The organism is Staphylococcus simulans, from assembly GCF_002994445.1.
Taxonomy (GTDB): domain Bacteria; phylum Bacillota; class Bacilli; order Staphylococcales; family Staphylococcaceae; genus Staphylococcus; species Staphylococcus simulans_B.
In genome coordinates this window covers 38,422-59,097 of sequence record NZ_MRZJ01000007.1, presented here as the reverse complement: position 1 = coordinate 59,097, position 20,676 = coordinate 38,422, and the positions used below count along the sequence as shown (strand labels likewise).

Genomic DNA, 20,676 nt, shown 5'->3' with positions numbered 1-20,676 from the left:
TTAAGATAACTCCTTTATTTTAACTGTTTTCAATGCCTGCTTGATATCTGTATATACAAGGTTGCCGACGACAATCGTATCTGCTTCTTGTGCAGCAGCTTTTGCATCACTGAGCGATTGTATTCCGCCGCCGTAAAACACATGTGCTTGTTCGGTATTTTGTTTCGCAGTACGGACCAAGTCCATGTTCCCGAAGGTACCGCTGTATTCTATGTACATAATCGGAAATTGATACACTTTATCCGTCATCAACGCATAAGCTTCTATATCTTCCTCATTCAAGTCTGTCTTGGCTTTTGTTTTTTGTGCCACTTTCGAATCTGGATTTAATACGATGTAACCTTGGAACATAATTTCGTCAAAGTCCATCATATGTCCGTAATCTTTTAAGGCTTCTAGTAATAGTCCGTTGTGATATTGTACGTCTGGACTGTTTAAGACCATCGGGACAAAGTAGAAATCAAAGCCCGGTATGATGCTTTCTAAATTGGATATTTCGAGGACAAGCGGAAGCGGATAACGACGGACACGCATCATCAATGAAATCACATTGTCTTCAGTCACATTGTCAGTTCCACCAATCACAATTGCATCTGTATCTGACATACAGATTCTATCTAAATCTTCATCACTTATTGATTTTGCTGGATCTAATTTAAATACATGTTGCCACTTTTTTATGTCGTACATTTCATCGTTTCCCTTCTTCTAAACATACATTTGATTATATCATTTTTACTAATCATGTTCTAAATGGATGCGTAAGATTTCATAGAGAATTTACACGCAGAAAAAAGAACCTACCGCATCTTAAGATGGATAGGTTCCTGCGCATTAATCATTAGTTTCTATGTTTAAGCGATCTAATACAACTGTATAAGCATCATTACCCCATTGTAATGAGCGTTTTACTCTAGAGATGGTTGCTGTTGAAGCACCTGTTTCTTTTTCTATCGTCGCATACGTATAGCCTTGCTTAATCATTTTAGCGACTTGGAGTCTTTGAGATAATGATTGAATTTCATTTACTGTACATAAGTCATCGAAAAACTGATAACATTCTTCTCTATTTTCCAGGGTTAAAATCGCATCGAATAATTCATCCAATGCTTTCCCGCGCAACTTCTCAATTTGCATATCAAACAACTCCTGTTCTTAGTAATACTTGTCACTCTATTTTAACTTACTAATACGTTAAAGTGTAGTATTCTTATTCAAAGAATTTAATTTGATATACAAAATACAATTAAATTGATTATTCCGCAAGCCCTGCACGTTCGAAAATTGTATCTACTTGGTTTAAGTGATGTTTAGGATCAAAGGCTTTATCTAAGTCTTCTTTGCTTAAAACATCTGTGATTTGGCTGTCTTGTTCAAGTAATTCTCTGAATGGTGTTTTGGTTTCCCAAGATTCCATTGCTTTAGGTTGAACTAAGTCATAAGCTTGTTCACGCACCATACCTTTATTGATTAAAGTTAATAAGACACGTTGAGAATAGATTAAACCGAATGTTTTATTGATGTTAGCCATCATATTGTCTTCAAAGACAGTTAAACGGTCAATGATATTTGTGAAACGATTCAATGCATAGTCTAATGCGATTGTAACATCTGGAAGCATAATACGTTCAGCAGATGAATGTGAAATATCACGTTCATGCCATAAAGGAACATTTTCGTATGCTGTTGTGATGTAACCGCGGATGACACGTGAGATACCTGTAATATTTTCTGAACCGATAGGATTACGTTTATGCGGCATTGCTGAAGAACCTTTTTGGCCTTTTGCGAATGCTTCTTCTACTTCTCGTGTTTCAGTTTTTTGCAAGTTGCGCACTTCTACTGCGAATTTTTCCAATGAAGTCGCAATTAAAGCTAATGTCGCAATGTAGTATGCATGGCGATCACGCTGTAATGTTTGTGTAGAAACCGGTGCATAGCCAATACCTAAATGTTTTGTAACATATGCTTCGATTTCTGGCGGAATGTTCGCAAATGTACCCACTGCACCACTCATTTTACCGACTTCGATTTCTTTGCGCACTGCTTTGAAACGTTCGAAGTTGCGGATCATTTCTTGATACCATAGTGCCATTTTCACACCGAAAGTTGTCGGCTCAGCATGTACACCATGTGTACGGCCCATCATTAATGTATATTTATATTTTTTAGCTTTCGCAGCTAAAACTTCGATAAAACGTTCAATGTCTTTTTCCAAAATTTCGTTTGCTTGTTTGATTTGGTAGCTTAACGCTGTATCTACAACGTCAGTTGAAGTTAAACCATAGTGTACCCATTTGCGTTCTTCGCCCAAAGTTTCAGAGACTTGGCGTGTAAATGCAACGACATCATGACGTGTTTCTAATTCGATTTCTTTTGCGCGATCTACATCAACACGTGCATTTTCACGGATTTTCTTAACGTCTTCTTTTGGGATAAAACCTAATTCACTCCAAGCTTCGCACGCCAGAATTTCAACCTCTAACCATGCTTCATAACGATTTTGGTCTGTCCAAATTTGTGACATTTCTTCACGAGAATAACGTTCAATCATTTCATAAACTCCTATCTTAAAGTTTGATTTTTTAATGTGGACGCTTTGCAAAATATGTACATTTCATCAATAACTCTGCAAAACGTTCGACTTTTACCCTTATACTCTCTAGTTTAACAGAATGTTTTTCAAATGTATAAACTTTTCCAAAGTTTTTATGAGAAAAGCCCAATCTGCATCGCATGTGCAAATCAGGCTTTTCGCTTGTTTATTGAATTTTTTTGCCGACAAATTGAATATGCTGGCGTTCTACTTCTATACTGCCATCTTTATTTTCGCGATAAACAGGTTTTTCAAAGCGTTTGACGGGCATATAACCCGCTACTCTCATACGTTCAAGGCATTCTTGAATTGTTTCGTTTTCTTCTACTTCAAATTTCATCTGTATCATACGCTTTCAATTTTTTACTTCTAACACCTTTAACCCAGAATCCGCCATGCAATGTTCTTGCTTCATATGCAATCACAAAGGCTTTATCATCCAACTGTTTGATGGTATCCATCAATTTAAGTTCAAAGCGTCTCGGTGTTAAGATTTGCATGACTAAGCGTTCACCATCTCGGCCGTATGCCGGGAAGTGTGTTACACCATAGCCTAAGTTTCTTAATTGTGTAGGGAGATCTAATTCGTAATTAGCCGTTGTCACATTGACGACTGAATAACCTAAAGCAAGTTTTTCCTCAATCTTCATACCTACGATAATACCGACTGAGAAACCTAATGCATAAGCAACTATATTTTGGAACTTATCTAAGTTCGCCATAACCAAACCTAGTCCGATAATATAGATGAGTACTTCAAGGAAACTCACCGCAGCCGCAACATAACGATAACCTTTCAACGTTAAGATTGTGCGTACGGTTAAACATGTGACGTATGCGACGTTGATGATAAATATACTTAACAGCATCAACCATGGGTTTGCCGAAATAACTGACAAAATACATACCTCTTTTCTTATTGAAATCTAGCCTATTTTATCAGTCGCGTTCTATTTTGTCACTCTTTTTCTGAATCATTTTCAACTTTCGGCCAAGTGTAGCGTGTATATGCTAATTCACGCTTATGTGCATTTTTCAAATAGTGGTTTTCTATTACTTTTTGATCTGCTTCTGATACCGGTTTGCCTTCTAAATAATCATCGATGGCTTGATATGTGACACCTAAAGCTTCTTCATCCGGCAATTGCGGTTTATCGTCTTCTAAATCAGCAGTCGGTACTTTTTCATAAAGATGTTTCGGTGCACCGAGATATTCTAATAATTGACGGCCTTGACGTTTATTCAAACCGAATAAAGGCGCAATATCTGCAGCACCGTCGCCATACTTTGTAAAGAAACCTGTAATGTTTTCTGCAGAATGATCTGTACCGACAACTATACCGCTTTGGTTAGCCGCAATCGCAAATTGTACTTTCATACGCTCGCGTGCTTTTTCATTGCCGCGTTGGAAATCAGTCAACGTAATACCCGCTTCTTTCAATGCTTTGACACTTGCATCTACAGCAGGTTTGATATTGACTGTCACTGTTTCATCCGGTTGAATGAAGTTCAATGCATCTTCTACTTCATCCGCATCTCTTTGTACACCATACGGTAATTTCACTGCGATAAATTTAACTGATCTGTCTTCAGCACGCAAAGCTTCTACCGTAAGTTGGCATAAACGTCCTGCTAAAGTCGAATCTTGTCCGCCTGAAATTCCTAACACTAAAGATTGGATAAAACTATGGCTTTGAACATAACGTTTAATAAATTGCACAATCTCATGCACTTCTTGCTGACTGTCTATAGACTGTTTGACTTTCATTTCGTTAAGGATTATCTCCTGCAATTCATTACTCATGTCGTTCCTCCATTTCTTTCACATCTTCTGCTACTTCAAAGATTTTTTGCTGTTTGTTTTCCCAGCAAGCTTTGCTTAAGTCGACTGGATATTCTTGAGGGTTTAAGAAACGTTTATTTTCTTCCCATAGATGTTCAAGATTGGTTTGCAAGAATTCTTGTGCTGTTTTTTCATCAGGCAAATCATAGACTAACTTACCTTCTGTATAAATATCTTTATGCAAATCAATCGCATCAAACGATTTTATTTTTTTGCTTTTATACGTGTGTACAGGGTGGAACAATTTCAACGGTTGTTCTGCATAAGGGTCTTCATTCGCTAATGTAATATAATCCCCTTCTGCTTTACCTGTTGCTTTATTAATAATACGGTAAACATTTTTCTTGCCTGGTGTCGTTACTTTTTCCGCATTATTAGATAATTTGATACGGTCTTGATAATCGCCGTTTTCATCTTCGATCGCGACTAATTTATATACTGCACCTAAAGCAGGTTGATCGTTGCCTGTAATCAATTTCGTACCGATACCCCATGAATCCACTTTAGCACCTTGTGCTTTCAAGCTCATAATCGTTTGTTCATCCAAGTCGTTAGATGCAATGATTTTAGCGTCTGTGAAGCCCGCTTCATCCAACATCTTGCGTGCTTCTTTAGATAAGTAAGCAATATCGCCTGAATCTAAACGAATGCCGATGAAGTTGATTTTATCTCCTAATTCTTTAGCGACTTTAATCGCACTCGGCACGCCTGATTTCAATGTGTGGAAAGTATCGACTAAGAAGACACAATCTTTATGACGTTCCGCATATTTTTTAAATGCTACATATTCATCTCCATATGTTTGTACAAATGCATGGGCATGTGTACCTGATACCGGAATACCGAATAACTTGCCGGCTCTGACATTACTTGTAGAGTTGAAGCCACCGATAATGGCTGCACGTGCACCCCATAATGCCGCATCTTCTTCTTGAGCACGTCTTGTTCCGAATTCCATTAAAATATCATTCGGAGCAACTTGCTTAATACGGCTGGCTTTTGTCGCGATCAGTGTATGGAAGTTCACAATATTTAATAAAATTGTTTCAATCAGCTGTGCTTGAATCAATGGTGCTTCCACTCTGAGAAGCGGCTCATTATTAAAGCAGACCTCGCCTTCTTCCATTGCACGGATACTGCCTGTAAATCTCAATTCTTTCAAATAATTGATGAAATCATCTTGATATCCGATTGATTTTAAGTATTCTAAATCCGTTTCTGTAAAATGGAAGTTTTCGATAAATTGAATGATTCTGCGTAATCCATTGAACACAGCGTAACCACTGTCAAATGGCATCTTGCGGAAATACAAATCAAAGACTGCCTTTCTTTCGTGGACGTTATCATACCAATAACTTTCAGCCATGTTAATTTGGTATAAGTCATTATGAAGCATTAAGCTGTCATCTTTAAATTGATACATAATTTTCTCCCCAATCAACCTTTTTTGTTTAGTTTATCACATTCTAGCAGCCTTTTATATAATACGGATTATAGTCAAATGCTGCATAGCGCCTCTCTTGTTTTCCCCAATTTGAATTTAACAAATTATATTTGTAAATACTTTTTTCGTCAATGTAAGAATTTTGTCAGATTTTTATATTTCTTCAAGCAGTCTGTTGTATCTTCACTAGGGGTTTTCCCTGATAACTTCTATAATAAAGATGAGGTGAAGAAAATGTTAATAGAGAAAGCAACTGAATTTATTCACACAATGTATCGAGAACTTGGTTATGATGAAACAGCAATCAAACAGCGCTTGGATGACATTCAAAATCAAATCAATCAAACAGGGACATACCGTCATACTTCAGAAGAGCTTACTTACGGTGCCCGTATGGCTTGGCGCAACTCCAACCGCTGTATCGGACGTTTATTTTGGGAAACTCTGATTGTACAAGATGCACGAGATGTTAAAGACAACGATGGATTTATCGATGCCATTCATAAGCATTTGGCCGAAGCAACGAACCACGGCAAAATCCAATCTTACATTACAATCTTCGCACCAGAAGATGATAATCCTCCGATTATTTATAATAATCAGCTGATTCGCTATGCAGGTTATGAAAATGCAGGAGACCCGGCTGAAAGAACTATGACACAGCTCGCACAACATATGGGCTGGGAAGGCAAAGGCACAGACTTCGACGTCCTTCCTTTGATTTATCAGCTGCCCGGCGAGCAGCATCCACGGATGCATGAACTGCCTGAATCCCTTGTCTTTGAAGTGCCGATTGAACACCGCAGCTATCCAAAACTTAAAGACCTCGGTCTTAAATGGTATGCTGTGCCGATTATTTCTAATATGGATTTGAAAATCGGCGGAATTACTTATCCGACAATTCCATTCAACGGCTGGTATATGGTCAATGAGATTGCGGTCCGCAACTTTACAGATACGTATCGCTACAATTTGTTAGAAAAAGTTGCAGAAGCGTTCGAATTTGATACACTTAAGAATACTTCATTCAATAAAGATCGTGTGATGGTAGAGTTGAATGATGCTGTCTACCATTCATTCAAAAAGGCCGGTGCATCGATTGTCGATCATCTGACGGCCGCAAAACAATTCGAACACTTTGAACGTAATGAAGCACAAGCAAATCGTGAGGTCACAGGCAAATGGTCATGGCTCGTACCTTCATTATCACCTACCCTTGTATCCAACTATCATCACGGATACAAAAATGTGATGAAAGAACCGAACTTCTTCTACAAGAAGAAAGCTGAAAGTACTGGCTGTCCTTTCCATTAATTGCACCTTGCTTCAAAGGGGAAATGCACATGAATTTATATTATTTAGGTCCAAGGGGAACGTTCTCTTATTTAGCATCTAAACAATACCTTTCAGAAGACCAAATCCATTATCAGCCGAAATCCAATTTGTACGAAGTCGTACAAGCTGTTCAAAACGACTCTGACAGTGTTGGTATTGTACCGATTGAAAATTCTATCGAAGGTACCATCAATATCATTGCAGATGGTTTAGCCCATCAAAATATTTATGCTATCGGCGAAATCCATCTCAACATTCATTTTGGTCTGTATGCCTTGCCGGGCACAAAAACAGAAGAGATTCAAACGGTCTATTCTATCGCACCTGCGATCAGTCAGACCAGTCGTTTTATCCAGCAGCACCAATTCAGTATCGGCTATTCTGAAAGTACTGTACAAAGTTTAGACTATATCGACGCACATACAGGCGCAATCGCACCCATGGGAATCAATGAAACACAAACGTATGAAACGATTGAAGAAAATATTGAGGACTTTCCGCATAATGTGACACGTTTCCTCGTTATCGGGAATCGTTTAACACTGTCTGACAACGCCACAGACACGATGCTGATGATTACACCGAAATACGATAAAGCAGGTTTGCTCGCGAATATTCTCAATACATTTTCTATTTTCAATATCAACTTATCTTGGATTGAATCACGACCATTAAAAACACAATTAGGTATGTACCGCTTCTTCGTTCAAGCCGATGCATCTTTAGATTCTGAACTGGACAAAGTCATTAAAATTCTTGAAACGTTAGATTATCAAGTTAAAATTATCGGTTCATTTGTCAAACAAATCGAAGATTAATACAAACAAAGCAGCAAGGCTGAGACCTTTTGATACACGTCTTTGCCTTGCTGCTTTTTATATACGATGATTGCTCTATTCTTTAAATTGTCTGTTTCCTACCAGTTCAGTACCTTATTTAAATAAGTTTTTAATGTAAGAGAATTTCCCTTTATATGGCGGGAATACAAGTCCAGATTCTAATCGTGTTGTTTTGTAAATATACGATTTCTCATGTGTAAATGTATAGAATGAATACTTGCCATGGTATTTGCCGAAACCTGAAGCACCTACACCGCCAAACGGCAGATTTGGATTTGCAAGATGCATTAATGTATCGTTAATCGCACCGCCCCCGAATGAAAGTTCATTCAGTACACGATCTGTATTGTTTTCATCTTCACTGAACAAATATAGCGATAACGGACGTTTTCGAGCTTGAATAAATTCTACCGCTTCATCAAATGTTTGATACGTCAACAGCGGCAAAATCGGCCCGAAAATTTCTTCTTGCATCGTCGGGTTATCTGCATGAACATCTTTTATAATCGTCGGCGCAATATAGCGTGAAGGTGCATGTGTTTGACCGCCGATTACAATTTGATCTTGATTATCATCAATCAGTGCTTGAAGTCTGTCAAAATGACGTGCATTGACAATACGCCCGTAATCCGAGCTCTTATCAGGCTCTTTGCCGTAAAATTCATTAATCGTACCTTGCAAAGCTTTGATGAATTCATCTTGTACTGATTCATGGATGAGTACATAATCAGGTGCTACACACGTTTGGCCTGCATTGATAAACTTACCTAAAGCCACCCGTTCGCTCGCTACTTTTAAATTCGCTGTTTCATCAATAATTACCGGAGACTTGCCTCCAAGCTCTAAAGTCACTGGTGTTAAATGGCGGCTTGCGGCTTCATAGACAATACGCCCTACGCGTTCACTGCCCGTAAAGAAGATATGATCAAAACGGTGTTGCAATAAGCTTTGCGTCTCTTCTACACCGCCTTCTACTGTTGTCACATAAGCGGACTCGAACGCTTCTTCTATGATTTTGCTGATGACAGAAGCGACATTCGGTGTCAGTTCAGAAGGTTTGACAATGGCTGTGTTCCCAGCGGCGATTGCACCGATTAAAGGTTCGAAAACAAGCTGTACCGGATAATTGAAAGGCCCGATAATCAATACTGTCCCAAGCGGTTCTTTTTTGATATAGCTTTTAGATGGAAAGAGATATAACGGCGTATTGACTTGTTTTGTCTTTGCCCATTTATGTATATCTTTGCGTGCCGTATTGATACTCTTCAGTACCATTCCGATTTCTGTCGCATAAGCTTCCACTTTATTTTTACCTAAGTCTAAATGCAAGGCAGCTAAAATTTGATTTTCATATTGAATGATTGCCCGTTTAAGCGACTTTAACTGTTTTCTGCGATATTTAATATCTTTAGTGATTTGTGTACGATAATAACTTTGGCAATCATTGAATTTTTCTTCGATGGTTTTCAATACACTTCAAACTCCTTTCGCATTCAACTGCTTATAACTCATTTACCCTGATTCGCAAATTTATAATGTAATCATGCATTTCTATACCTTTTATATTATACATATGTGAGAAAAAATAATAAAACTGGAAAACGGGAGATGATAAAAATGAACGTTATCATTCCTATCATCTTAATCCATTCCAGTTAAAATTTCGAGTTATTCGATTATATTATTGACGCTTATGATAATTCGTTAGTGATTGGCGGAACAATTTGTTTCTTACGAGATACAACACCTGGCAAGAATGCAGTGTTATTATCTAATTCCACACCAAATGCTTTCGCAATTTTATCTTTGTCTTTACCAAGTACTAAGATTGTTGAGTCACTGTTTAAGATATCTGTCGCAACTAATACGAAAATGTCATATTCCGCATTGCTTAATGTTTCAGTAATCGCTTGTTCTAATTCAGCTTGACGGCCTAAAATTTCGTTTAAGTCAACTGTGTTCACTTGGCCGATACGTACTGTGTAGTCGCCCATATTGAATGATTTAGCATCCGCATTGATGATTTCAACTGCAGATTTATTAACTGTTGAAGCACCTGCTTTCAACATTTCCAAACCATATTCTTGTGCATCGACATCAGCGATTTTCGCTAATGTTTCTGCAGCTTTTTTATCTTGCTCTGTGCAAGTCGGTGATTTGAATAATAAGCTGTCTGAAATAATCGCAGATAACATTAAACCAGCAATTTGCGGTTTGATTTCAAAGTCTTTTTCTTTGAACATTTTATAAAGAATTGTTGCTGTGCAGCCTAGCGGTTCAGCACGATAGTATAATGGACCTGCTGTGTGGAAGTTCGCAATTCTGTGGTGATCCACTACGTGAAGGATAGTTGCGCCTTCGATTGAATCAGCACTTTGCTGGAATTCGTTATGGTCGACTAAAATAACGTCTTTACCTGTTAAGTCATCAGATAATAATTCTGGTGCTTCTGCTTTGAAATAATCTAAAGCATATTGTGTTTCAGCGCCTACTTCACCTAAACGGTAAGCTTTTGCTGATTCGTTTCCATTTAATCTTTCGAATTCAGCCATGATTAATGCTGAGTTGATTGCGTCTGTATCTGGACTTTTATGCCCGAAAATGTAAGTACTTTCCATGTCCTGAGACACTCCTTGTCGTTAATTATTGTAATTCATATCTAATTAATACTATTTTATCACGATTCTTAACTGTTATTCTACCTTCGCACCTAAGACATTTTTAAAATGTTCTAGCGCAAAAGTATGTCCTTCCTGATTAAAGGATGCTACACCTTTAGTCGGAATAGTAATCGTGTATCCTTTATTATAACCGGAAATTGCAGTATGCAATACACAAATATCCGTACATACACCGACAATTTCAATTTCAGTGATGCCGCGTTCGCGCAATAAACTATCTAAAGGCGTACCAAAGAATGAATCATAACGGCGTTTGTCTAAATAATGGACATGTTCATGGTCTTTAATGTCAGCATAAACTTCTTTTACTTTACCGTATAAATCCCTTCCTGATGTCCCTTCGATATTGTGCGGCGGGAATAATTTGCTTTCTGGATGATACGGGTCATCTTCATAATGCAAGTCCATCATGACAAAGACTGCGTCCCCTTCTTTATCATACGCTTGCATTCTTTCTGCGATAAATCCATCAATCGCTTGACCTGGTTCACCGCATGTCAATTTACCATCCGGTGCTACAAAGTCATATGAATAATCTACAACAATCAAGGCTTTATTGGCCATAATGCGTTACCCCCAATTTTGTGATATCTTGTTAATTAATAGAATAACCTACTTCACGCAAATTATCGAGCGACTACCCTTTCACTCAATCAAAAAGAATCTTAAGAAAGCAGGTCAAAATCATGATCATCCATCCAACTGAATTCGGACTTACAGGCAAGCATAAACATAAAGACACTAAAGCACTTCAACACGCGTTGAATCTTGCAAAAAAACATCCTGGAAGTATTATCTTTATTCCTAAAGGAGAATTCCATATCAAACGTGCATTAACGATTTATGAAGGCACTACGTTGTTTATGCATGAGGATACTGTACTTAAACGCCAAGGCAAAGATGCTTTATTGAAAAACGGTATCCGAAACGGCTTTTATCATCATTACAACGGCAACAGCAATATTACAATTATCGGCGGTACATTCGATATGAATGGCAGCCGCATCCCTGACAATAACACTGCAATGTGCTTAGGCCATGCACACGACCTGGTCTTATATAATATTAGATTCAAAGATGTTGTCGGCGGACATGCGATTGATGCTTGCGGTGTAGACAACTTAATTATTACCAGATGCAGTTTTGAAGGATTCCTTGATATCAATGGAGATCGCGGCTTTTCAGAAGCCATTCAATTAGACATTCAAGTTCCAGGTGCTTTCCCTAAATTCGGAACAAGAGACGGTACCATCACGCGTCACGTTATGATTTCAGAATGTTATTTCGGTCCTTCTGATACACCTGGGTTTACCAGCTGGAACCGCGCTGTCGGCTCTCATGCGACACGTCATAACAAGTTCTATCAAGATATTTTTATTTATCGCAATACTTTCCATCAAACGTTAGATTTTGCTTTAACGCCTTTTAAAGCAGACGGTTTATATATCGTAGATAACCATTTCTTAGATTGCGCTGGCGGTATCCGCTTCTTAGGTACGAAAGACGATAAACATACCGCTGATGTGCAAACCGGACAACGTATTACCGCTCAAGGCGGACGTGATTTAAATATCATCAACAACCGCTTCGAAGGTACAATGACAAAAGATGCCATTAACATTCGCGGCTATTTCAATACGCAGCATCAAGATGTTTTCATTACAAAAAATCATTTCGACCCAACCCATACATTTACTTTAAATGATATTAACGGCCTTTACTTCAACCAACCCCAAGTCACAAAAGCACAAATTAAAATGCACAATGTCGATCATCAGCAGCTATGCATTAAATCTTAAAATAAAAAAATGTAATAACATACAAAAGTCAGCCCTATATGATGATAAGGCTGACTTTTTTCATTTAACTTATATGTCTTTTTTTGTTGATGCATATTGTATCAGTGCATTTTCTATTACTTCAATGGTTTAAGCGGTTGGCTGACATCGATGCCTAATGCTAAAGGCATTAAGAAGTAAACTACTAAGATGATTAAAATGGCACTGATTAAGTTGACCCAGAAACCGACACTTGCCATTTTCTTAATAGAAATCAAACCTGTACCGAAGACAATGGCATTCGGCGGTGTGCCGACCGGCATCATGTAAGCACAGTTTGCGGCCATCGCAGCGGGTACCATAAGTAATAGCGGATGTACACCGATTGCTACAGATAATGTCGCAAGAATAGGCAGAATCATAGTTGCTGTAGCTGTGTTTGAAGTTACTTCGGTTAAAAAGAGTACGAACATCGTAATCACGATAACGATAAGTAATGGACTTACACCGTTTAAAGCAGTTAATTGTCCACCCAGCCATTTTGCTAAGCCGCTTTCTGAAATGCCTTTGGCTAACGCTAAACCGCCTCCGAAGAGAATTAATACGCCCCATGGCAAGTCTTTGGCGACTTCCCAATCAATGATACGTTTATGTTTTGTGTTATTTTTAGTCGGAATAATAAACAGTAAGATAGAAACGAACATGGCGATGGTCCCATCTTCCACTAACGAAGTCGGTCCCCATTGTTTCAGTAGAAATTCGCGTACAATCCATAAGATACTGGCTAACGCAAAGACAGCGAAGACCACTTTTTCTTCATAGCTAATTTTGCCTAACTCTTTTAATTTTGTCTTAATTAAATCATCTCCGCCTGGAAGGTGCTTCATATCTTGTTTAAAGGCAATGAATCTTAAATAAATCCAAGCTAAGAATAATAAGATAATGACCGTCGTTATACCGATAATCATCCACTTCGCAAAACTGATTTCTTCGCCGAAGGCACTATTATATTGGCCTTTTAATATAATCAGCGGCGGAGTTCCGATTAAAGTACCCATACCACCGATAGTACCTGCATAGCCGATTGCGAGCACCAATGATTTCTCGAATTTTGACAAGTTATTTTGACTGTGTTCGCCATCATTTAAGGCTTTAGCTTCTGAAATAATCGCTAAACCGATAGGTATCATAATCATAACCGCCGCTGTATTTGAGACGAACATTGATAAACCGCCGGTTGCGAGCATAAAGCCTAATAATATCTTACCTGTACTTGTACCGATACTATTAATAATAATTAAAGCAACGCGTGTATGTAAGTTCCAACGTTCCATGGCAATCGCAAGAATGAATCCGCCCAGGAATAAGAAAATAATATCGTTTCCGTATTCAGAAGTGACTTCTGCCGGATCCATTACATGCCCTATCGGCATTAATACCAGCGGCATTAAACTGGTTGCCGGAATCGGGATCGCTTCTGTTATCCACCATACTGCAATCCATGCGGTACTTGCTAAAACGAATACCCCTTGATACGGCAAGCCTTCTGGATGTACAAACATTAAAATCAACGCAAATAATAATGGTCCCAAAATCAATCCGATCATCTGACCTTTATTATACGGCTTATTCTTTTTCTGCTTTGAAAAGAATGTCAGACGTCCTGGAATGTGATAATCACTGTTATGTTGTTGATGCATAACAATCCCCCCTTATTTTCAACATGTTTAACCTTAAACCAAAATACAATTTAAGTTGCATATAAATTTAAAGTACCCCTAAACATGTTTATTTTTAATTTTATCACATTTTTCCGTATATTTAACCAAAATTTGCAAACGTTTACATAAATATTTCCAATTTTCTTGATAATATTTTCTTATATTTTGGCAAAATTAAAACCAGCCCTGTTAAAGAGCTGGTTGTATATATTGATGACGGATTAGTCGAAAATGACACAAACACCTTCTGCAGCTTGTTGCTGCTCATCTGTTAATGTTAAACGTCCTGTTGCTTTATCACGTTTAAGCACTGTGACTGGAGAAGTACCTTCTTGATGTGCACATACGATGAATTGATCATCATCTGAAATATTGAAATCTCTTGGGAATTCTCCGCCTGTTTTAACAATCTCAACCGGAATTAAATCATCCCCATCATCTGTTACTTCATATACAGCGATGCTGTCATGGCCGCGGTTCGAAACATATAAGAAGCGCTGGTCATGTGATAAATGTACTGCTGCTAATTTTGTATCCCCTTCAAAGTCTTTTGGAATGGTAGTATATTCTTTAACTACTTCGAAATGACCGTTCACATATTTTGCGACACTCACAATATTTGAAAGTTCATGCACTACATACGCATACTTGCCGTTACCGTGAAATGCGATGTGACGCGGCCCGTGTCCTGCAGTAAATTCTGAAACAGCAGCAACCTCGTAACCATTTTCATCATATTTGTAAGCGACGATTCTATCTGTACCTAAGTCGCATGCTGCTACAAATTTACCATCTGGTGTTTCTTGTGCATAGTGTACATGTGCGTGGTCTTGGCGTTCATGCGGGCCGACCGGATACGTATGTTTCAATTCTTCGATTAAGCGTACCACTTCACCTGTCGATGCATCTAATTCATATAAACGAATAATCCCTGCACCATAAACCGCTTCAAACAAATAACCGCCATCATTAGATACTGAAATATAACATCCTGTACCTTCTACTGAATCCAAGCATTTGTTCAACAGTGTCAATGTACCGTTGTTTTCTACTCTGAAACTCGCAACACCGCAGCGTTCGCCTTCTTTTGTAATTGCATATAAGAATTGATTGCAGCGTGTAATAAATGTTGATGCTTCAATCTCATAAGCTGTTGAAACTTCTGATACTTTTTCATTTGCTTCATCTAAAACAAAACGATAAATTCCTTTACCATCTTTCTTAGTGTAAGATCCAATATAACCTGATTTCGTCATATTATTACCTCCTCGTATTACCTACTATTGTACGGGATTCTAAATAAAAGTGATAATCCTACAGTCTAAGTGATGTGATTATTCGCACAATATAACTTTAACTTGAAAAAGCGAACAAGTGTTCGTATAATGGAATTATCAACTTCTACTTAAGCAGGTGATATTTGATGAAAGCACAAAATACGGAAACAGATTATCGTAAAATTCCAAGAAGTCAATTAGATTCTAATATTCCAGTAGGCAGAGGCATGGTAAAATGGGCTCCTTTTGCGACCTTGCCTGAACAATTCGAACGATTGCATCAGTATGCGGTAGACCAAACTAAAATTGAACGTCCTATATTATCTGAGGATCAAATCAATGAATTGAATCAGCAGATTCATATTGCCTTTCAAGAACAATGCACAATTAAAATACGTTATTTCAGAGACGGTTGGATCCGCGCTTTAGAAATGGTACCGAAAAAGATTGATTACCTGGATCAGCTGCTCATCGGCAGTACTTTAAAACAGCAGCACATCCAGCTTTCTTTGTTGGATATCGTTCAAATTACATTATGCCGAACCTAAAAAAACACTTGCTGGATTATCACCCAGCAAGTGTTTTAATTCATCATCATTAATTATTGCCTGATTCAATATCAGCAACAATTTCTTTTGTTCTTCTTTCGATATCTTCAAAATCTTTTTTGAAAATGAAAGCGAATACGGCTACACCCACGCCAACTACTACTGAAACGATGAGTGCTAAACTAAAGAAGAATTTAAAAAAGCCTTTAATAAAGTCTAACATTTTGATTTCACCTCTATAAAAATAATCGCCTGCATGCTCTTATGATAGCATACTTAAATTGGTCATTAAAACATATACCCTATAATAAAAATGTTCAAGCATATACAAGTTCTATTATACTAAAAAAAGGGCTAACACTAAATGGTTAACCCTTGGAAATATAAGATTATTCAAGCGCCCCTCCACCATCTGTATACAACAGCATATGCTTTGCTATAATAATCTTGCACCATCACTATCACCTCTAAACGAAAAATCTCTGCGTTTCAAGTGACATTATCAAACCGTATTTACAGGTTTTTCTCTACAAATATATTATAATACGGATTGATTTCTGAAGTCTATTAACAATAAATTACATTATTGTAACAAACTATAAAAGAACACGTTAAGGAGTTATTTCATATGCAAAAGGTACAATCAGATATTATGACTTTTAAAGGGTCGCATTATGATTTAGGCGTTGAAACCGGTAAATGGATGCAATCCACACGCCTGATGCAAAACAGAGAAAAAGAATGGAAAAAACGCCTGCCGCGTTTTGATATAGATATCAATGCAACACACGATATATTCAATCTCTATGCCCCTCAAATCTGGGAGGAATTAATGGGTATGCGCGAGGTACTAGAATTGCCGATGAGACAAATTGTATTCAACTTTGCGCATTATCGTTTCACCCCTATCAAGAAAGACAGCGGATGTACGGTCTTCCTTGGGGATAATTATTTAGTACGCAACTACGATTACCACCCTGCAACCTATGACGGCCGTTATCTGCTCTATGAACCAAATGACGGAGGATTAGAACAAATCGGTCCTACTTCAAGAATTACAGGCAGAATGGACGGCTTGAATTCAGCAGGCTTGGCTATGGGCTACAACTTTATGCATCGCAAACACCCGCAAGATGGATTTGTCTGCTATATGATTGGCAGATTGATTTTAGAATTATGCAAAGATACCGATGAAGCAATTCGTCTGCTCAAAGAAATTCCGCACCGCAGTTCATTTAGTTATATCGTCATGGATAAAAATAATCAGCATGCCATTATCGAAGTCACACCAAGAGGCTTAGACATTCGTTACGATCGCACATGTACGAACCATTTTAAATTGTTGACGCACGAAAACCGCAATTACACTAAAGAATCCAAAGAACGTTTAGCACGTACTTTAAAACAAACAGATATCCATATGGATAAAATGAAAGCATTAGAACTCTTCAATGATCCAAAATATGACATCTACAGCAAGCTCTTTGGCAGCTGGTCAGGTACTATACACACTTCTATGTATGAACCAGATCAGATGAAAGCTTGGATTGCTTTAGGCGAGAATGGAACACCTGTATGTATTGATTTTGAACACTGGTTGAACCATAATGAATTAGATATTACCAAACTGCATGGCGAAATCGATACAGAGATTCAATTTGCCTCAGAATAAATGTCTTAATATATCAAAGGAATAAAGAAAAACGATTTTCATCTGACTTTTGATGAAAATCGTTTTTTTACTTTAATACAATCATTCTAAAACCACTATGGCTTAGAACGTTCATTATTCAATTTTGATATTGCCCTTATTGGTATAAAACTCTAACACATTATCGCCATTTCCGACTTTATCATTTTTGAAATGCGGATTCGATACAATCTTTTTACCCTCTGCAGGATTTAATTTCAACAATGTGTTTTGAGGCGGTTGTTCATAAGACAATATGATATCCCCTCTCTTCGTAGAGGCTTTTATGTCACAAGCACTTTCCATTTTTTCAAATGTAATGCTGCCTTGTCCTAAGATAAACACGCTCTCTTTCGCTAATGCATGTTTGCCTAAAACACTGCCGGAATTAATTTTGAAATAGCCGTTTTTAATTTTGCTGTCTTCAAAAGTTAAATTACTGCTGTCTGATTTCATTTCAACATCTTCTAAAGTTGAACGTTTGATAGTAACATCTGAAATGTTGTTCCAAATGGTTGTCGTTGCTGAATGAATATTATCAATTTCGATTCTGCCGATATCGGTCGAAATATTAATATCATTTAATTGTTTCTTCGGTACTTCGATAATCATTTCCTGCCTAGTTTTCTTAAAAGGGTTGATGTTCGGTGCAAAATCATTTTGTTTGTCTTCTGATATTTTCAGAATGTTATTATGTTCAGAGTAATTAATCGGACGCTGTCCTTTATAATTTAATTTCAGCTCATTCCCTTGTACTATCTTTATATCTGAACGATTACCGCTAATAGAAATATCTCGGATACTTTCATTATGAAATGTCTTTTTAACATTCTCTTGCGGTAAATTACTGCGATCATGTACGAACCATACTAACGTCCCCATCGAAAAGAAGGCTACAAATACAATCATTCCAATTAATAATAATTTCTTCATGAATTTATGCTCCCTCTAATCAATTTCAAGTTCCAACGCAAGTACTTCAATATCAATTTATAAATCACTTCAGCTAATTTAAAGATTAAGACAATAAATATAATGCCTAATCCTGAATAACCAAAAGCGAATAAAAAGTCGCTGAAGATAAAATGCGCAAAACCGCTTAAGATATTAGCACTCAGCATAATCACAGGCGACAGCAGCAAGACTAGCGAGGCTAACAACAGAATCACCATAAACATCACTACAAACAGCAATGGAATCAAAATAATCACTAACGTTAAAATACCTATACCAAGCGTGGCCAATACTGCTTTTGTGACGTTTTGCGCATTCGGCGCATATTCCGCATTTTTAATTGCCTTTTGTGCATATATTTCTTTAGCAATTTTCTTTGGGCTCTCCATTCCTTTTAAAATTTCAACTTCAGAACGGCCTTCCCTTTCGCCTTCATAAAAGATATCTTCATACTCATACATGATCTTATCTTGTTCATGTCTAGGCAACCATCTCAGTTCACTTTCTAAATCATTTAAAAATGTAATTTTGTTCACAATGGTCACCTCCGAAATCTACTTGAATTATACTGCTATTTATATAATTTTTAAAATAATTATATCTGCTATTTTTTGATAGTTTCACAACAAAGCAAAAATATTAAAAAGATGGCTCCCCTTTTCAACAATTCCAGCTTGCCATCTCATACATCACGATTATTTAAAATATTCAATTCGTCTGATTTCATCATTTTGGTATAAAATTTTGAGTTTGAGATGATGCGTTTTATCTACAAAGTTCAATGTTTTATAACCATTTTTGCCTTCAGTCAATTGGTAGCCGTTGCCTAATGCTTGTATCGCATCATCAACTGACGCGCCGACTTGAAAATCCATATTTGTTTTAATACTGCTATCTTTAATGACTACCATGCCTGAAATAGCTTTTTTATGCTTATTCACTTTAACAATAAAATCAGGATGTTTTTCATTATAGTAGAATCGATAACGTTCGAGTTGAATATTGCGGTTTTCTTTAAAACCAGATGGATTGAATGTTTGGTTGGGCTTCATATCATTAATGGTAAATTCCGACAAATCGACGGATTTTGTACTACTTATATACCCTGAAATCAATAAAGTTATTACACTCAATATTGAAAATACTGTGAAAGCAACCAATTTATACTTCAAAAGAATCACTCCTCTTTGATGTCGTTGACGTTTGTATTGTCTCTTTTTAATCATACTACTTTTTTTAGCAATTGCACTGTGCTATTCAACTTATATAATACGATAAATACAAAAGTTATGAACAACATTTACAATAATATATATTGTTTTGAATTTTCACAACATTTTCTTTTAAATCTGAATCAAATGTTGCTATAATGTTATCAATAAGCGAAGGGGGTTATATCGATGGCAAAATTAGAAACATATTATAAAGACAGCCAAGATCTAGATACTTATATCTCACAAATGAAAGAGAATAAAGAAGGCTTGCTTAAAATCTATGAAGATTTTAAAGTGCCTGAAAATGATACACGCATTGATCAGATTAAGCAGAAAAATTATGATAAAGTGCTTGTGATTTCTGAAGACTGGTGTGGGGATGCCATGATGAACGTTGCAATTCTCAAGCATATCAGCGAATTGCTTAATCTAGAAGTTCATGTCTTCCATAGAGATCAAGATACAGATTTGATTGATCGTTACTTAACAAACGGTAAATCTCGTTCGATTCCGATTTTCATCTTTTTAAATGATAAGTTCGAACAAGAAAACGTTTGGGGTCCGCGTGCTAAAGCAGCACAAGTCTTTGTGGAAAAGACAAGAAGCAAATTAGTACCAAAAAAAGATGCACCTGATTATGATGAAGCCGTACAACATTCGCATGTTGTTATCAGCAACCGCTTCAAAACAGACTCTAACTTATGGAAAGAAGTATATGATTCCATTATCGACAAATTATTAAACCCGTAAAAGAAT

At 37.2% G+C, this 20,676-nt stretch carries 22 protein-coding genes; 6 read left to right on the top strand and 16 right to left on the bottom strand.

All coding sequences use genetic code 11. The features are described from left to right. The 7 genes from C7N65_RS09515 to C7N65_RS09485 form a co-directional block, all read right to left on the bottom strand. Positions 1-690, bottom strand: coding sequence for a heptaprenylglyceryl phosphate synthase (locus C7N65_RS09515; protein WP_105994247.1), 690 nt, complete (start codon positions 688-690; stop codon positions 1-3). A 144-nt stretch (positions 691-834) separates the two neighbouring features. Beyond that, positions 835-1,137 carry a YerC/YecD family TrpR-related protein gene (locus C7N65_RS09510; protein WP_105994246.1) on the bottom strand — a complete coding sequence of 101 codons (303 nt, stop codon included), beginning with the start codon at positions 1,135-1,137 and terminating at the stop codon, positions 835-837. Between the two features lie 118 nt (positions 1,138-1,255). After that, complete coding sequence (gene purB, locus C7N65_RS09505; RefSeq protein ID WP_105994245.1) at positions 1,256-2,554, bottom strand: adenylosuccinate lyase; 1,299 nt, start codon at positions 2,552-2,554, stop codon at positions 1,256-1,258. Positions 2,555-2,762: 208 nt separating this feature from the next. Further along, positions 2,763-2,936 (bottom strand): NETI motif-containing protein, encoded by a 174-nt coding sequence (locus C7N65_RS09500; RefSeq protein ID WP_105994244.1) that lies wholly within the window; start codon positions 2,934-2,936, stop codon positions 2,763-2,765. Further along, on the bottom strand, positions 2,926-3,465 hold the full coding sequence (locus C7N65_RS09495) for a DUF2179 domain-containing protein (protein ID WP_415918795.1): 540 nt from the start codon (positions 3,463-3,465) through the stop codon (positions 2,926-2,928). Before C7N65_RS09495 ends, C7N65_RS09500 begins: the two co-directional genes overlap by 11 nt. Before the next feature lie 89 nt (positions 3,466-3,554). After that, positions 3,555-4,400: an ammonia-dependent NAD(+) synthetase gene (gene nadE / locus C7N65_RS09490; protein ID WP_105994242.1), complete on the bottom strand. Its 846-nt coding sequence runs from the start codon at positions 4,398-4,400 to the stop codon at positions 3,555-3,557. Beyond that, positions 4,393-5,862, bottom strand: a complete 1,470-nt coding sequence (locus C7N65_RS09485) for a nicotinate phosphoribosyltransferase (protein WP_105994241.1) — start codon at positions 5,860-5,862, stop codon at positions 4,393-4,395. Before C7N65_RS09485 ends, nadE begins: the two co-directional genes overlap by 8 nt. Positions 5,863-6,117: 255 nt before the next feature. Here C7N65_RS09485 and C7N65_RS09480 point away from each other — a divergent pair, with 255 nt between their 5' ends. Together C7N65_RS09480 and C7N65_RS09475 are read left to right on the top strand one after the other, a co-directional pair. After that, positions 6,118-7,197, top strand: coding sequence for a nitric oxide synthase oxygenase (locus C7N65_RS09480; RefSeq protein WP_105994240.1), 1,080 nt, complete (start codon positions 6,118-6,120; stop codon positions 7,195-7,197). A 29-nt stretch (positions 7,198-7,226) separates the two neighbouring features. Continuing rightward, on the top strand, positions 7,227-8,036 hold the full coding sequence (locus C7N65_RS09475; RefSeq protein ID WP_105994239.1) for a prephenate dehydratase: 810 nt from the start codon (positions 7,227-7,229) through the stop codon (positions 8,034-8,036). 114 nt (positions 8,037-8,150) lie between these two features. On the opposite strand, the gene C7N65_RS09470 is transcribed toward C7N65_RS09475, so the two are convergent. The 3 genes from C7N65_RS09470 to C7N65_RS09460 all read right to left on the bottom strand — a co-directional run bounded on the left by C7N65_RS09470 (position 8,151) and on the right by C7N65_RS09460 (position 11,302). Next, the gene (locus tag C7N65_RS09470) at positions 8,151-9,527 is read right to left on the bottom strand and encodes an aldehyde dehydrogenase (RefSeq protein WP_105994238.1); all 1,377 of its coding nucleotides are present in this window, start codon (positions 9,525-9,527) and stop codon (positions 8,151-8,153) included. Between the two features lie 221 nt (positions 9,528-9,748). Continuing rightward, positions 9,749-10,675, bottom strand: coding sequence for a manganese-dependent inorganic pyrophosphatase (locus C7N65_RS09465; protein WP_105994237.1), 927 nt, complete (start codon positions 10,673-10,675; stop codon positions 9,749-9,751). 75 nt (positions 10,676-10,750) lie between these two features. Next, positions 10,751-11,302, bottom strand: coding sequence for a cysteine hydrolase family protein (locus tag C7N65_RS09460; RefSeq protein WP_105994236.1), 552 nt, complete (start codon positions 11,300-11,302; stop codon positions 10,751-10,753). A 122-nt stretch (positions 11,303-11,424) separates the two neighbouring features. Here C7N65_RS09460 and C7N65_RS09455 point away from each other — a divergent pair, with 122 nt between their 5' ends. Then, positions 11,425-12,537: a glycosyl hydrolase family 28-related protein gene (locus C7N65_RS09455; protein WP_105994235.1), complete on the top strand. Its 1,113-nt coding sequence runs from the start codon at positions 11,425-11,427 to the stop codon at positions 12,535-12,537. 116 nt (positions 12,538-12,653) lie between these two features. On the opposite strand, the gene C7N65_RS09450 is transcribed toward C7N65_RS09455, so the two are convergent. Together C7N65_RS09450 and C7N65_RS09445 are read right to left on the bottom strand one after the other, a co-directional pair. Continuing rightward, on the bottom strand, positions 12,654-14,216 hold the full coding sequence (locus C7N65_RS09450; protein WP_105994234.1) for an SLC13 family permease: 1,563 nt from the start codon (positions 14,214-14,216) through the stop codon (positions 12,654-12,656). Positions 14,217-14,458: 242 nt separating this feature from the next. Beyond that, the gene (locus C7N65_RS09445; protein WP_105994233.1) at positions 14,459-15,493 is read right to left on the bottom strand and encodes a lactonase family protein; all 1,035 of its coding nucleotides are present in this window, start codon (positions 15,491-15,493) and stop codon (positions 14,459-14,461) included. A gap of 167 nt (positions 15,494-15,660) precedes the next feature. On the opposite strand from C7N65_RS09445, the gene C7N65_RS09440 reads away from it, so the two are divergent. Further along, positions 15,661-16,062: a YolD-like family protein gene (locus C7N65_RS09440; RefSeq protein ID WP_105994232.1), complete on the top strand. Its 402-nt coding sequence runs from the start codon at positions 15,661-15,663 to the stop codon at positions 16,060-16,062. Positions 16,063-16,111: 49 nt separating this feature from the next. Here the strand turns inward: C7N65_RS09440 and C7N65_RS12615 are convergent, their stop codons facing one another. Continuing rightward, a complete protein-coding gene (locus C7N65_RS12615; RefSeq protein ID WP_162912127.1) occupies positions 16,112-16,285 on the bottom strand; it encodes a hypothetical protein in 174 nt (57 codons plus the stop codon). Between the two features lie 405 nt (positions 16,286-16,690). Between C7N65_RS12615 and C7N65_RS09435 the strand changes: the two genes are divergently transcribed. Then, positions 16,691-17,734 (top strand): C45 family autoproteolytic acyltransferase/hydolase, encoded by a 1,044-nt coding sequence (locus tag C7N65_RS09435; protein ID WP_105994231.1) that lies wholly within the window; start codon positions 16,691-16,693, stop codon positions 17,732-17,734. A 114-nt stretch (positions 17,735-17,848) separates the two neighbouring features. Here C7N65_RS09435 and C7N65_RS09430 read toward each other — a convergent pair whose 3' ends face one another. The 3 genes from C7N65_RS09430 to C7N65_RS09420 form a co-directional block, all read right to left on the bottom strand. After that, positions 17,849-18,685 carry a DUF4097 family beta strand repeat-containing protein gene (locus tag C7N65_RS09430; RefSeq protein WP_105994230.1) on the bottom strand — a complete coding sequence of 279 codons (837 nt, stop codon included), beginning with the start codon at positions 18,683-18,685 and terminating at the stop codon, positions 17,849-17,851. Beyond that, positions 18,682-19,242: an HAAS signaling domain-containing protein gene (locus C7N65_RS09425; protein WP_105994229.1), complete on the bottom strand. Its 561-nt coding sequence runs from the start codon at positions 19,240-19,242 to the stop codon at positions 18,682-18,684. The genes C7N65_RS09430 and C7N65_RS09425 overlap by 4 nt, the downstream gene beginning before the upstream one ends. Before the next feature lie 159 nt (positions 19,243-19,401). Next, positions 19,402-19,758: a hypothetical protein gene (locus C7N65_RS09420; protein ID WP_234019077.1), complete on the bottom strand. Its 357-nt coding sequence runs from the start codon at positions 19,756-19,758 to the stop codon at positions 19,402-19,404. A 348-nt stretch (positions 19,759-20,106) separates the two neighbouring features. On the opposite strand from C7N65_RS09420, the gene C7N65_RS09415 reads away from it, so the two are divergent. Next, a complete protein-coding gene (locus tag C7N65_RS09415) occupies positions 20,107-20,670 on the top strand; it encodes a thioredoxin family protein (RefSeq protein WP_105994227.1) in 564 nt (187 codons plus the stop codon). Positions 20,671-20,676: the final 6 nt, after the last annotated feature.

Bases quoted from the DNA above. Each gene is read 5' to 3' on its own strand.
- C7N65_RS09510 (WP_105994246.1), bottom strand. From the start codon at position 1,137: ATGCAAATTGAGAAGTTGCGCGGGAAAGCATTGGATGAATTATTCGAT.
- C7N65_RS09480 (WP_105994240.1), top strand. From the start codon at position 6,118: ATGTTAATAGAGAAAGCAACTGAATTTATTCACACAATGTATCGAGAA.
- C7N65_RS09465 (WP_105994237.1), bottom strand. From the start codon at position 10,675: ATGGAAAGTACTTACATTTTCGGGCATAAAAGTCCAGATACAGACGCA.
- nadE (WP_105994242.1), bottom strand. From the start codon at position 4,400: ATGAGTAATGAATTGCAGGAGATAATCCTTAACGAAATGAAAGTCAAA.
- C7N65_RS09445 (WP_105994233.1), bottom strand. From the start codon at position 15,493: ATGACGAAATCAGGTTATATTGGATCTTACACTAAGAAAGATGGTAAA.
- C7N65_RS09430 (WP_105994230.1), bottom strand. From the start codon at position 18,685: ATGAAGAAATTATTATTAATTGGAATGATTGTATTTGTAGCCTTCTTT.
- C7N65_RS09440 (WP_105994232.1), top strand. From the start codon at position 15,661: ATGAAAGCACAAAATACGGAAACAGATTATCGTAAAATTCCAAGAAGT.
- C7N65_RS09495 (WP_415918795.1), bottom strand. From the start codon at position 3,465: ATGCTGTTAAGTATATTTATCATCAACGTCGCATACGTCACATGTTTA.
- C7N65_RS09450 (WP_105994234.1), bottom strand. From the start codon at position 14,216: ATGCATCAACAACATAACAGTGATTATCACATTCCAGGACGTCTGACA.
- purB (WP_105994245.1), bottom strand. From the start codon at position 2,554: ATGATTGAACGTTATTCTCGTGAAGAAATGTCACAAATTTGGACAGAC.
- C7N65_RS09485 (WP_105994241.1), bottom strand. From the start codon at position 5,862: ATGTATCAATTTAAAGATGACAGCTTAATGCTTCATAATGACTTATAC.
- C7N65_RS09435 (WP_105994231.1), top strand. From the start codon at position 16,691: ATGCAAAAGGTACAATCAGATATTATGACTTTTAAAGGGTCGCATTAT.
- C7N65_RS09420 (WP_234019077.1), bottom strand. From the start codon at position 19,758: ATGAAGCCCAACCAAACATTCAATCCATCTGGTTTTAAAGAAAACCGC.
- C7N65_RS09500 (WP_105994244.1), bottom strand. From the start codon at position 2,936: ATGAAATTTGAAGTAGAAGAAAACGAAACAATTCAAGAATGCCTTGAA.
- C7N65_RS09515 (WP_105994247.1), bottom strand. From the start codon at position 690: ATGTACGACATAAAAAAGTGGCAACATGTATTTAAATTAGATCCAGCA.
- C7N65_RS09455 (WP_105994235.1), top strand. From the start codon at position 11,425: ATGATCATCCATCCAACTGAATTCGGACTTACAGGCAAGCATAAACAT.
- C7N65_RS12615 (WP_162912127.1), bottom strand. From the start codon at position 16,285: ATGTTAGACTTTATTAAAGGCTTTTTTAAATTCTTCTTTAGTTTAGCA.
- C7N65_RS09475 (WP_105994239.1), top strand. From the start codon at position 7,227: ATGAATTTATATTATTTAGGTCCAAGGGGAACGTTCTCTTATTTAGCA.
- C7N65_RS09460 (WP_105994236.1), bottom strand. From the start codon at position 11,302: ATGGCCAATAAAGCCTTGATTGTTGTAGATTATTCATATGACTTTGTA.
- C7N65_RS09415 (WP_105994227.1), top strand. From the start codon at position 20,107: ATGGCAAAATTAGAAACATATTATAAAGACAGCCAAGATCTAGATACT.